This is a genomic window from Novipirellula herctigrandis, from assembly GCA_007859835.1.
In the GTDB taxonomy this organism is placed as follows: Bacteria; Planctomycetota; Planctomycetia; order Pirellulales; family Pirellulaceae; genus Novipirellula_A; species Novipirellula_A herctigrandis.
The window spans coordinates 199,428-211,937 of record SJPJ01000002.1 but is presented as its reverse complement, the minus strand read 5'-3'; the positions used below and the strand labels follow the sequence as shown (position 1 = coordinate 211,937).

General features: G+C 52.5%; 10 protein-coding genes. 1 reads left to right on the top strand and 9 read right to left on the bottom strand.

Annotation, left to right across the window (positions count from 1 at the left end; translation table 11 throughout):
* Positions 1-30: 30 nt before the first annotated feature.
* The 7 genes from CA13_RS31595 to CA13_RS31565 form a co-directional block, all read right to left on the bottom strand.
* On the bottom strand, positions 31-807 hold the full coding sequence (locus tag CA13_RS31595) for an NUDIX hydrolase (RefSeq protein WP_146404113.1): 777 nt from the start codon (positions 805-807) through the stop codon (positions 31-33).
* Between the two features lie 2 nt (positions 808-809).
* Positions 810-1,556 carry a sugar phosphate isomerase/epimerase family protein gene (locus CA13_RS31590; RefSeq protein ID WP_146404112.1) on the bottom strand — a complete coding sequence of 249 codons (747 nt, stop codon included), beginning with the start codon at positions 1,554-1,556 and terminating at the stop codon, positions 810-812.
* A gap of 100 nt (positions 1,557-1,656) precedes the next feature.
* Positions 1,657-2,826 (bottom strand): hypothetical protein, encoded by a 1,170-nt coding sequence (locus CA13_RS31585; protein ID WP_146404111.1) that lies wholly within the window; start codon positions 2,824-2,826, stop codon positions 1,657-1,659.
* 52 nt (positions 2,827-2,878) lie between these two features.
* On the bottom strand, positions 2,879-4,501 hold the full coding sequence (locus CA13_RS31580) for an MJ0042-type zinc finger domain-containing protein (protein WP_146404110.1): 1,623 nt from the start codon (positions 4,499-4,501) through the stop codon (positions 2,879-2,881).
* Between the two features lie 180 nt (positions 4,502-4,681).
* Positions 4,682-5,887 (bottom strand): LptF/LptG family permease, encoded by a 1,206-nt coding sequence (locus tag CA13_RS31575; RefSeq protein WP_419195220.1) that lies wholly within the window; start codon positions 5,885-5,887, stop codon positions 4,682-4,684.
* Between the two features lie 92 nt (positions 5,888-5,979).
* The gene (locus CA13_RS31570; RefSeq protein WP_146404109.1) at positions 5,980-7,107 is read right to left on the bottom strand and encodes a hypothetical protein; all 1,128 of its coding nucleotides are present in this window, start codon (positions 7,105-7,107) and stop codon (positions 5,980-5,982) included.
* Between the two features lie 13 nt (positions 7,108-7,120).
* A complete protein-coding gene (locus CA13_RS31565) occupies positions 7,121-8,566 on the bottom strand; it encodes a glycosyltransferase (RefSeq protein WP_146404108.1) in 1,446 nt (481 codons plus the stop codon).
* Positions 8,567-8,917: 351 nt separating this feature from the next.
* On the opposite strand from CA13_RS31565, the gene CA13_RS31560 reads away from it, so the two are divergent.
* Positions 8,918-9,931, top strand: a complete 1,014-nt coding sequence (locus CA13_RS31560; protein ID WP_419195219.1) for a hypothetical protein — start codon at positions 8,918-8,920, stop codon at positions 9,929-9,931.
* An 8-nt stretch (positions 9,932-9,939) separates the two neighbouring features.
* Here the strand turns inward: CA13_RS31560 and CA13_RS31555 are convergent, their stop codons facing one another.
* Both CA13_RS31555 and trpD read right to left on the bottom strand, forming a co-directional pair.
* The gene (locus tag CA13_RS31555; protein ID WP_146404107.1) at positions 9,940-11,274 is read right to left on the bottom strand and encodes a 3-keto-disaccharide hydrolase; all 1,335 of its coding nucleotides are present in this window, start codon (positions 11,272-11,274) and stop codon (positions 9,940-9,942) included.
* 107 nt (positions 11,275-11,381) lie between these two features.
* A complete protein-coding gene (gene trpD / locus CA13_RS31550) occupies positions 11,382-12,389 on the bottom strand; it encodes an anthranilate phosphoribosyltransferase (RefSeq protein WP_146404106.1) in 1,008 nt (335 codons plus the stop codon).
* Between the last annotated feature and the right edge of the window lie 121 nt (positions 12,390-12,510).

Sequence of the window (12,510 nt, the reverse complement as noted above, 5' to 3'; positions counted from 1 at the left end):
ATGCAAATTGTAGGTTTACAAGCGTTTGTGTCAATTTGGCGTCACCGCATTGGCAGTCGCCGAGACAAACGACTCACTCTTGAGCAAGATTTGGGCCAATTCATCCAAAATGATTGCAGTGGCACCCCAAATTTGATATCCACCCCAAAAAAAGGCGGGTGCGGTAAACTCTAAATACGCGTTTTCGCTATCCCGTCCGCCACGAGCGGTTGGTTTTTTGAAAATGACTTTTCGGCGAATTTGATATTCGGTTCGGCTTTCGCGGCGAAAGAGTTGTTCCAGCGGCAGCAGGATGACTTCGTCCACTTCGACCGGATCGGGCTGCCACGGGGTGTTGGGCTGATCGATCATAAAGATGACTGGGTGCACCTCATTGTCACTGGCGTAGACGTATGTCTTTGATAGTTCGCCGTAATGCTTGATCACATGAGGGGTAACGCCGAGTTCCTCTTCGAATTCTCGCAGCGCCGCAGTGTCAGCCTGCTCGCCCGATTCGATTTGCCCACCCGGTAGGCAAATTTGACCTCCGTGATGGCGCAGAGCCGAGGGACGACGGGTCAACGGGATGACCCAGCGGTTCTTTGAATCTTGGTGCAAACAAATGGCCACCGCTGCTTGCCGAGCACCGCTTCGAGCCGGCCCACGATGACGACCATACGCTAAGCAAGGACGCATCGGCGGTAGTTCTGTTTCAACACCGTACGCATCAATGGGCTGTTTACGACTGCTGCTGGCTATGCGATCGACCGAGCCCGATAGGGCAAGTGATTCGGCGAAATCGGGACCAAGTTTTGACGCGAGTGTCACCCTTAAACCAATGTTTCGAGTAACCGACGCAGTTTGCGAAGTTCGACTCGGTGATCGAGCCCTTCCATTGGCGACATGTTCACGGTCAACGCACGGTCGTACTTCTCGCGAAGCAGTTGAGTGACCAGTTTGCCGTAGTCCACCTCGCCTTGACCCACGCTGACTTGGAACGCATCGGGGCGTGTGTCGCGGAGGTGAACGTTGCAGACAAATTTGAGAATCTTGTCGAGGTTCTTGGTGTTCGCTTTGCCAGCAATGTAGACACTTGGATCGAGCGTTACGCCGAGTCCATCAACATTGTTACAAAGTACCATTAGCGTATCGGGATCCTCACTGAGGCACCCCAGTTGGCATTTCAACGCAACACGAACGCCTTCGGTTTCGGCAACGTCGACAAGCTTTTGAAGATGCTCGACTTCTTCATTAAACGGGGTCCCTAGTTCGGCGGAGGGGACCGTTAAATTAACCACTTTGGTGGCTTTGGCGAGCCTGCAAATTTCTTTGAAATCGACGTAGTGTTGATCACCGGTGGATATTAGTTCGACGCTATAGCCGGAGATATCCATCCGATGGGACGCCCGAAGCATCAATACCGCGCGGTCCAAGTCGGTGATTAGTTCGCTGGGTTTGAGTTTGCCGGATTCGTGGAGAGCGATCTCGATGGCCGTAAACTCCAGATCCTGGAGCAAGTCAACTATCTCGCGCAACTCCATCTCGGGACAACATTCTGTTGAAGCTGCAACAAACACGGTGCATCCTTTCAATGTCAACATTTCGGGTGGAAAGGCCTAAGTTTAGCGAGTCGGGGGCTTGGTGGGAAGGATTGGGGATTTGGGCAGCATTCGGATTTTACGACTCATCCGAAAGGCCATTCTTTCGCTGTGTCTCGTTTCGTAGTGACTCGCTGACTCGTTTGAGCACTTCGCGGTCTTCTCGGCTCAGCGAATCAACGCCGTTGTCATGCAATCGCATCAGAATCTCGTCTAGCTTGGCCGCGTCGACTGCTTCGTCGTGTTCCCTTTGCATCGTTTTTCTAATTCGCCGCGGTGCGACAGACGATTTCGCGCGTGGCCAAAGAGAGTCCGACGGGCGGTTATCGGTCGCAGCGTGACCTTGTTGCGATCCAGGTAGTTCGTCCCGCCAATCATTTTCGGTCTCGTCCAACTCATCCAAATCTGAGTCGGGCGAGTTGGCTGGAAATGCGTCGACCAGCGATTGAACTTGGCCGATTCGCGAAGTTCTCGCTAACAGAATTGCGAGCACCATCACCAGCGGCCATCGAGAGAAGTGTAGTGCTCGATCATTTTTCATCACCCATATCGCTGAGACCGCAGTAAGAATGCTGATGACGATCAGTGTTCGGTGAACCACCATCGCTTGTGCGATTCGACTTGCGCCGGGACGTACCACTGCCACCAAGGACACCATCAGGTGACGTCCAAGCGAATCTGGCATCGGGAACGTCTGAGCAACAAGTTGAACAAGTAATAGCCACCCGGCAAATCGGGTCATCGAAGCGGGCGACGACCACTCCAATCCGGGAATCGCAAACGGCAATCCCGGTTCCATCGGTTCAATGGTCGCGTCGATCACTTCGTCACCCAAATAGCTTGATGACAGGAAGAACGCACTGACCATCGCGACCAAAATTGAAATCGTCATCACGCTGGTTTGCAATGTTCGTACCGCAGACATCGCCCCGGCTTGCCAGCGAACGCCGATAAGTCCTAATCCAACCGAGCAATTTCGGGACTGAAGTCCAAAGCAATACGCAATTCCTTGCATCACAATCCCAGCACACCACAACCCGATCGCGAGCAAGCAAGCGTAAAGCAAATCTTGATTGCCTGCTTCGCCCGATGATGTGACTGCGACTCCGAGAGCAATCCCAAACACGACTAGCACGGTGTACGACAAATAGATGTGTCGTCCGAAAAAATGCCCTATCGGCACCGACCACGGAGGCGGTTCGGATCGAAATGTTCGTTGAGGGCTTGGCGAGTTCGTCGAGGTAGTCACCACAGGATTGGTTTACTGGAAAAGAGAAATGTTCGCAGGTTCAAGAATGCCATTAGGCTGGGTCGGAAGAGCTCGGTGGTTGTTGCGTCTTTTTCGATTCCGTCCTGGGATCTGGGATTTCTTGGCCGATCGCGTAGGCCAATCGTCCGATCATTCCGAAATATAAAAAGGCGCCGCCGATCGTCGCGAACAGGCACAACACCGCTGTCACGATGGGGGTCATGGTGGTGGTCATGGCATAAAACATAAACAATCCAAAGAACAAAAAACCGGCGGTGAAATACAACCCGCCCCAAGATTCATGGTTCTTTGTAACGCTGCGAGCCACTTCGGCGGAAAACGGCACAAACGGACTGTTTATGTCCAACATCGACAACAACACAAACGGAAACATGATGTACAGCGACAACATCGTAAGAGCGATGACGACCAAGGAATTACCAACCAATAATTGGCCTAAGAACCATACTGGAACCGCTGCAAACCCGAACGCTGAAAATGCGACAAAGAGAGATTCCATCCAAGCAAAGAAATCAAAGATCGGCCAATCACTGACTCGCTCTTCACCATTTGCGACTGACTGCAAAATCGCAAATCCACAGCTAACCACAATTGCCGCCAAAAAGAACCCGGCAACGATCAACCCTCCGTAAACGATTCTTGATTCAGCGAATTGGATCGCGATCACGGTGGGAATCGATGCGAACACGGACAAGATAATCCAGTGCGCGACGACGCCGATGTCGAGGAAAATACCAAAGATACTTTTAAGCCACTCGGTCACATTCGGAGCATCGTCGTTCAGAGGCTTCACCACCTCATCGGTGCGGGCTGCTTCCTCAAGTAATTGTTCGGCCGATTTCTTAAATGGATCAGGCTTTCGTTCCTGCGTTGGCGATGGGCCGAATCGAAAAGTCTCGACGGTCTCCAGATCAAAGGTTTGTTTCTTTTTGATCTTTGGTGGCGGAGGAACTTTTAGCGGTGAGTAACAATCGGGACACTTTACGGTTTTGCCCGCCTGAGTCGCTTTGACATAGATCAAGGAACCGCAAACCTTACACTTCAATCGATACTCGTTTGCCAGTTCGAGCGATTCGGCTTTGGCTGGCGCGGGGGCCGGAGCTTCGAGCTGAAGATCGTCAAAATCAGGTATCGAAACGGGTTTGGCCGACGGAGTTTGGGTGGGACTTTGATTTGCGTTTGGCTTGGGAACCGATTCGGATTGCGTCGTGAATTCGTCTAGATCGCTTGAGAATTCTGCCAACAAAGCTTCTTCCTCGGTACTCACCGGTGGAGCTGAATTGGTTGGGCTTTTGGAATTCCCTGGGCTTTTGGGGTTGGTTGGGCTTTTGGGATTCGTTGGGCTTTTGGGGTTCGTGTTTGGCGAGACACGTGGGTTGGGAACTGCCAGAGCTGGCAAATCGTCTTCGAGATTGATTTTCGCCGGTGCCACTTTCTTTTCCGCTGGCTTCACTGGAATCGGGTCACTATCGAGCGATAACCAATCGTCCGCGTCGTCAGCGACGGTGGCGCTCAGTCCCGGTGCCAAAAAGGCTTTTGCACAATGCGGACATTTAACCCGTGTACCGGCGGCGGACTCGTCGACGGTAACCGAAGCTTGACATTGTGGGCATTGGAGCGAAAGACTGGGCATGCAGGTGAACGTGCTTCGCATTCAGAAGGAAAAAAAGGCATTGAACAAACGCGATGCCTTCGATTTTAGCATTCTAACCGAGAAGAAGCTTCCTTCAATGTCCGCTTTCGTGGCGTGAAACCGCGTTTCGAGGGGCACTGTCAGGCAGTAAAACCTGAGAATGTCGATAAATCAGCAACATTCGCCGAAGTTTGCTTTGTCCTAATAGCGGCGAACTCGGGCGATCAACGCCATCCCGATCAAGCAAAGTACGACGTTGCCGAGCCAAACCCCGTACGGGGGAATCAGTCCATCTTTGGCCTGTTCAAGCCCGAAGATAAACAGCGGGTAATAGAGGATCAGGATGGGGAGAAAACAGATCCCAAAGGTAGTCCAGTAATCACTGGTTCGGGCGATCATGGCCAACGGCGCACCGACGATGACAAAGAAGAAACAGCTAAAACCTTCGGCCCAACGACGCCAAGGTTCAGCATGCAGTCGCGTAAGTCTTCTTTTGCTCTGCCTGACCGAATCTTCGATTCGTTGACCTTCGGAGCCTGCAATCTTTTCGGGTCTCGACATCAATATCATGAATCCGACATGGGCCGCTAATTGACCGGCCGCAGCATGGGTCCGAGCGTCTTGGTGCAGCCGTTCCGAGCCAATCAAACGTAGCGGTAGCGAGCTGGGGCTCTGGTCTTTGGGAGCTTTGTCTCCCATCGCCTCGGCTAAGGGGATTTTGTATTCAATCTCTCCAGGCACAATCCCTTGAATCCCTTGTCCGGTTTCAATTTGGCTGTCGACCACTTGAAGCACCAAATGGGATGTTTCCGGATCGAGGCTCAATCGCCCCGAACGCGCGGTCAATTTCATCGGCCCATCGCTGCCGCGGTTATGAACCGTCACTGTTGGTTGGACTAAGGTTTGGCCTTCCACATCGTGCACGTGAATTGAAAATCCATGGTCAGAAGTGAATGAATGCTGAGCGCGCAAGACGCGATACGCAATATCCTCAACCGACATCAACACGACCCGATTAATTCCCGGCTTGCCCCACGAAACGGCTAAGTCCGAGACGTAGACCGCTATTGGACTCAGTAATGCCGCGAAAATGAGCGCGGGTTGAAGCAATTTTAGCGGTGAGATTCCTGACGCTTTAACGGTTGACACTTCGCCATCGGCTGCCATGCGTCCATAGACACAACATATCGAAAACAATGCTGTCGCAGGAAACGAAAACTGCAACGCGATCGGAAGCACGTACGGTAACAACTGGACGACGGAGACAATCCCCAAACCTCGTCGCAATAGTTCTCGCCCCACGCCGATCATCAAAATCAACATCGTCATTGCCACGAGCGCAACGACAAAGATCTTGAGGATCTCAATCAGGATGTATCGCGTCAGTCGCGTGGGAAGCAATGACATCAATTAGTGGGGGAGGAAGTATAGTAGGAGTGGATGGTCGATGCGTGTGAATACCATATTGCAGGCGTTCATGGGTAGGCTGGAAATTTCGGCTAGGCAGCCCACGCTCGCAGCGGACCATAGAAATTTTCGCTATGAAACGGCATGACCACTTGTCCTAGCGAGACGTCGATGGTTTCGTCTCGAAGCGACTTCAGGAATCGTTTGCCACAAAGATGTTGGTCGTAGTACTGGGCGACCGACCGTGATAGCGTTTCAACTTGTTTGGGGGGCATTTGATCGATCCGATCGAGCGCGTCATGTAATCCGTCCGCACCTCGAAAACAAACCGCTGTCACGCCGTCTTCAAGTTCGGGACGCATCCGGTCACCATATTCAATGAGTGGAATGGTTCCGACGCTCATCGCTTCGATCAGGTTGTGGCACATCGGTTGAGCGGCGCCGGGGCAACAAACAAAAAAGGAGTGTTTGGCCAAGAACGGTAACCAATCTTTTGACTCGATAGGGGCTTTACCACTATCGCGTAAAACAATCGGGACCGAACCGTCCGCGCGGTCCCCGGCCCACTGCTGGATGACTTTCAGGAGATCCAATCGGCTCAGGACTCCAAATTGTTGTTGCATTTTGTCGTGGCCGTATTTCGACTTTTGGCTGCCAGCAAAAAGAACTCCACTGCGCGAACGATGTTCTCGGAGTTTGAATGACGATAGATCGTCGGAGCACCGTAGCGTTGCTGGATGCATCGGGTAGGGCATCACCGGCAAATCTCGCGGAATATCGCGGCCGATTAACATCTCTAGACTGTGGTGTGGTGTGCCAGGGCGTGTTTGTTTCTCGTACGCTGCATCCGATAAAACGAAGGCGTCGTGGGGAAGATCGCTATCGGGGCCTATCCAATAGGCATTGGGATCGGCCAGCATTTCGGCACCGTGGACTTTGCGGGCGATTCCCGCCAAAACCATGCGGCTTGATCGCACAAAAAAACGCGATCCAATCTGATTGCAAAAATGGGCCAATGATGCGAAATGACGCCCACAATCAAACAGCATTTGTGGTGTATAGAGGTCCAACACGATCGGACGCTGGGAAGGGTTGGGATCGGAAACAAGCAGCGGGTTGGATTGGTTTTCCTGACAATGGATCGCTAGATTCCGGGTACCCAAAAGACGATTCGCACGCTGAATGTCAATCGGAAAGCGGACGATGTTCTTTAGTTCCATAAAATGCTCTCGTCTACGAAGCGATCCGCCGCGTCGTGGTAATGACTTCGTCGATGCCCATTCGCCGCAGCGTGTTCACCGGGTGATGCCGCTTTGCGATTACCGTAGCGTGTCTTATTGCGTTCTGTCGAATCGACTCATAGTCGGTGTTCAATTGCGATAGGATTTCGGGTATTTCGTCGATCGATTGGTAGACATAGCCGACATCGCCATCTTCGCTTGCATGGTGAACTTGGTCGGCTAACCAGCACTGATCAGGAACGATCACGGGAACGCCACGAATGAACATTTCCAGTAGAACACCACTGCAGCGGGCGACATAGCGTTCGGGTTCATACAAAAACAAACCGACATCGGCCGAGTGGAGCCAATCATGGTAATCTTGGGCTGGCATGTCGGGCGAACGTATCTCGAACGGCCCCAGTTCAAGCGATTCCGGTTCGGACATGTTTGCCTGCAACGCTTCCTCGTACGCCGGTCGCACGTCGGCTGGGATCATTCTCTTCCACCGGATTGGAGGCATTTGCATCGACAAACGGTAGCGGCCATCGGACAGTAATGTTGGGTAGATCTTAGAAAGAAGCAACGGAATCAATCGACGCCCCTTCTCGGCGCGTGGCGTTCCAGCCAAAACGATCTTGTAGCCACCGTCAGGTTTGGATTTCGATCCGTTAAATAGTCTCGTAGTGTTCTGTGAATTAACGGTGTTCTGTGAATTAACGGTGCTCTTTGAAACAGGATCGAGCGGAGCGTCCCAACACCGGGTGGGATAGGGGATCGCATTGGCCCTGATGCCAACTTGTTTGAGTTGTTTTGCAAGCGAACGAGTGGTCGCGTGCAATTGAATTCGATGTCGAGAAATTTCCGCCATCGCTTGGTTGACTTGTTCTCCAAATTGTCTTTTTCGTGCTCTTTTCGTTTTTGAATCGTAAATCGCAAAATGAAAGATCACGTGGATCGTCAAGGGATCAAGTCCCGGGTATTGCGACAAGGCATTGGCAAGTGCCAGCAAAACGAAATCGTCCCCGGTGTTGATCACCAACGTGTCACGCGCATTGACGTGCCAACGGAAAACCAGATCTGCAAAGTCGTCGGCCCATCGATCCAGTAGATAACGCGGCCGTCGATCTAGCCGTGACAAACGATCCGAAAGCGTTTGAGCACGATTTTGAATCCAATTTCCCCCAACGTTTCGACCTGCTAAATCACGGCGAACGGTCGAATGCCCGTCAACACCGAGTGACATGTGAACCATTCTCCGAGCGCGAAAATGAGGTTCGACATCGAGACTCGGATCGATCGCACTGAGGCCATCAAAGCTCCTATGCATCGCCAATTTTGGCGCGTAACCAAGCTCCTTTGCTCCGTGCATCAACAGGGTGGCTAGTTCTAGAAAATGTCCACCAATCGAACGAATGTTGTCATCGAACAACAGCAATCGAGGTTGAGTGGCATCCATGTCTGAACGTACTGAAAATCGGTGAAGGGCAATGGTAGTCTGCTTTGTAGGGTCAATCCGGACGCCGGTTGATAGCAAAGCAGGCGGGTGACGCATCTTTGAGATGGAAATGTGGAATTACCAAGAAAAACGGGGGGTGTCTAGAGCGAATGCCTCCAATCCGATTCAGTTTTTCTTTAGCGGCTGCGCCGACTATGCCGATTGTAGCAACAAAAGGGAGGAGGACCGGCGTGCACGCAAGTTACGTGTGCGAGAGAACCTCCAGGAAAAAAGAAAGCCAAGCGGAAGCTTGTTCGGCGGTCAAACGAAGAGCCGGCAAGCCACGATGCGAAGCTAAAAGGATGAATGAAAATGCGTATCTCGTTATTTCGCGCCACTGCGGCAATGGCGTTTCTTGTGTTAACCGCGTCGGCACACCAGACCGCCTCGGCACAGAGGGCTGTTGTTCCCGGAACAGGTTCGGAAGTCGTTGGTGTGGCGGATGACTTCGAAGACCCGAATTGGTCTTACGTTTTCAATAACCCCAAAAGTACCGAAGACATTGACGAGAACCAACGCGCTCCGATGGGCCGAAGTACCAATGGGCGATGGTACGAAGGAGTCAAACGCGGACATCCCGATGTGGTCCAACGTGTTCTGACACCTGCGGGCGGATTGCCCGGCAGCCGAGGTGCTTTGTTAATGCGGTCCCAATTCACCGGCATCCCTGGACGCCCTGAACGGAAGATGCATCAAGACGACTTCATTTGCAACGTCCAATATCGACTGAAACGGCGGATCGATATTTCGGAATGCCCCAGTGTGACCACTCGGGTCTTCTTGCCACCGGTTGCCGAATGGGAAAACCGCAGCGGACCTCACTTCGGATTCCGTTTGGCATTGGAAACGACCGCGATGGTGGACAAGGAAGTCGGTATCGGGATTTTTAAACGAACCAAGGAAGAAATGGGCAACGAAGTCTATTGGCCCGGTTTGTTCGTTGAATTCGAAAGTAAAAACGAAACCAAGAAAGAATACGACTACGCTTATCTGCGAGTTCGCAGTGACAAGCGAGGTGGCGATTTCCGTGGACCACAAATCACGACCACCGGTTGGTGGACACTCGGTATGAGCGTGACCCCCGATGGTATGGTTCACTATTATGCATCGCCGGGCGTTGATAATTTGACCGAAGACGACTACATCACCAGCCAATTCCCATACAGCTATCGTGCCGAGCGTTTCCGGACTTTCTTCTATAACGTTTGTAGTGCCGACGACGGACGCCGATGGAGCACGACGTTCATCGTCGATGATCCGAAGGTGTTCCTATTGCGTCCGAAGCAACAAATGGCATCTCGTCGAACGACACGAAATCGCCGCTAAAGAACCGACTACGGACTGTCCGGCAATACTTTTACTGCAACGTTTCGGTATTCGACTGGGTCGTTGTGGCCGGCAAAGCCAAAGTAACCCGAAGTGCGATCTTTGCCCGGGTGTTTGCGGCCAGCGAGGAATTCGGTCACTTGCGACAGGTCCGTGTCGAGGGTGACGGTGCCGTTCAATTCTACTTTGATCCGGCTACCATTGACGGTGACTTCTTGAGTATTCCACTTGCCGGTATCACGTAGGTAACCGCGGCGAGCAGCAGCCATTCCGTAGGCAGATCCATGAGCTTGACGCGGATCAAGGCCCTTGTATTTCGGATGTTCGGTATCGAGAACCTGCAACTCGCACATCCCAGCGTATGCAGTATCGCCCTTGCTGGGCGAGCGGATTGCCAATCCGTTATTGCCGCCCGGCGGCAATCGAAAATCGACTCGAGCGACAAAGTTAGCGTACTCTTTACCAAACAACAGCAAGCCGCCGTGATTGGGTTTGCACTTAATAACACCGTCGGAAACTTCGTAGTCATCGACGGCTCCGATCCATCCGGTCAAATCAGTGCCGTTGAAAATTGGTTCAAATCCTTCGGATTGGTGTGACCGTAGAATTTGGCTTGCTTCTTCATCGGTGAATTCGCGAATGGAAATATTTCGCCAACGAATTTCGCCACCATGTGTTTGCAACTCAATCGGTCCCTTCACGATCAAGGGTGAATCACGGTCCCAGTAGTTTTCCATGATCGCATGATCGACCACTAATTGGTCGTTGAGCCAAACGCTCGTCCGTGCGCCGACCTGGACGATTCGAAACGCGTTCCATTGACCAAATGGACGGTCCGCCATTACCAGCGGATCCTTGCCCGTAGCGCCTTTGCTATTGTTCCAAAGACCACCACTCCCCTTATCCGCTCCGAGTGCGAAGCCGGCGGCATTGGTGTGATCCCAAATTTGAACTTGAGGAGTCCCTTTTAAGTAGATTCCGCTGTCTGCTTTGGCGACTGTCTTGTATTCGATGCACAATTCGAAGTCGCGGAAATCTTCGTTGGTCACCAAGAATGGACCTTTGCCATCGTTCACGATCTCGCCGTTTTCGACGGTCCAATGTGCGTTGGTTTCTTCGACGAACTTTTCACGATGGGCCGCCTGTTGTTCATCCGACATGTTGGCCAATTCCATCGGATTGATTGTCCGGCGGCCATGCCAACCTTCAAGTGAATCGCCGACGATAAGGCTTCGGAAATTCTCAGGCGGCTGTGCAACAGGGCTCTCAGCCCGAAGTTGTGTCGTCAGTGAAGTGAAAAGTGCAGCACATAGCATCGGCACAAGGGCAACAGCAATTTTCATGCGAAGGTATCCAATCCAAAGGGGGGGAAGTGAGGTGGGCGTGTAGTAACAACAAGCTAGTAACGACAAGCGTTTCATATGAGTCGTTTCGTATGAGTATAGCGACTTTAAGACATCAAAGAGGATAATTTCGCTTTCGCTAAACCCGAATCAATCGTCTTGGCTGCCAACAAAGTGGCCTCCTTCAGGTCGTTGGTTTTGCCGACAAGCAGCAGTGCCGCTGCGGTACCTGCGACCACGGTGTCGCGGCACGGTCCCGGTTTTCCGTCGAAAATGTGGCGAATGATCGCTGCACTCTCGGCCGGGTCCGCTGCGGCAAGGGCCTCACGACTGGCGGAGGACAACCCGAAGTCCGATGGCGTCCATTGATACGTCTTCATGCCGGTCGCATCGACATCGATCACTCGCGTTGGCCCTTCTAGAGAAACTTCGTCCTGTCCGTCGAGTGCATGGACAACGAATGATCGTGTTGTTCCAAGTTGGTTAATCGCCATTGCGACCATCGACTGGGTATCAAGCGTAGGCGTACCGAGCAATTGATGGGTGGCCCCCGCGGGGTTGCAGAGTGGGCCGAGGTAATTAAATAGGGTTTTGACTCCAAGTTTCCGGCGGACGCTGGCGACATGTTTCATCGCGGGATGCAATTTCGCTGCGAAACAGAAACAAATGCCATCTTGCTTAAGTCGTCGCGCGACGGCGTCGGCATCGGATTCGATCGGCACGCCGAGCACTTCGAGTACATCGGCCGATCCCGTGTGGCTAGTCGCTTTGCGATTGCCATGTTTGGCGACAGCAACTCCGCAGGCGGCCGCGACGATTGCTACCGCCGTGCTGATGTTAAACGTGCCACTGCCGCTGCCCCCGGTTCCGCAAGTATCCAATAATACCTCATGATGGTGCGGGATTTGCGTCATATGACGCCGCATCGCTCGGGCAGCACCGACTAATTCATTAACCGCTTCGCCTTTTTGACGAAGTGCCAACAACAATCCCGCAACCTCGTCTGGGTCTGCTTCACCATCGAGCATCGCGTCGATCAATTCACTCGTTTGCTGTTCGGAAAGGTCCTTTCCCGATGTCGCTTGGTTAATTGCTGATACGAACGATGTTGTCATGTTTGGCTCTTAGCGTGTAAATGCCACCGTTTTGGTGGACAAACGGGCGGCGAAATCGGTTAAATTCATGGGGTGGGGTATCGTGATCGGTCTCGTCACTGCAGGCAAATAGAATTAGACT

What these genes read in the sequence shown, in the direction of transcription:
- CA13_RS31580 (WP_146404110.1), bottom strand. Translation starts at nt 4,501, where the DNA reads ATGCGAAGCACGTTCACCTGCATGCCCAGTCTTTCGCTCCAATGCCCA.
- CA13_RS31575 (WP_419195220.1), bottom strand. Translation starts at nt 5,887, where the DNA reads ATGTCATTGCTTCCCACGCGACTGACGCGATACATCCTGATTGAGATC.
- CA13_RS31570 (WP_146404109.1), bottom strand. Translation starts at nt 7,107, where the DNA reads ATGGAACTAAAGAACATCGTCCGCTTTCCGATTGACATTCAGCGTGCG.
- CA13_RS31565 (WP_146404108.1), bottom strand. Translation starts at nt 8,566, where the DNA reads ATGGATGCCACTCAACCTCGATTGCTGTTGTTCGATGACAACATTCGT.
- CA13_RS31560 (WP_419195219.1), top strand. Translation starts at nt 8,918, where the DNA reads ATGCGTATCTCGTTATTTCGCGCCACTGCGGCAATGGCGTTTCTTGTG.
- CA13_RS31555 (WP_146404107.1), bottom strand. Translation starts at nt 11,274, where the DNA reads ATGAAAATTGCTGTTGCCCTTGTGCCGATGCTATGTGCTGCACTTTTC.
- trpD (WP_146404106.1), bottom strand. Translation starts at nt 12,389, where the DNA reads ATGACAACATCGTTCGTATCAGCAATTAACCAAGCGACATCGGGAAAG.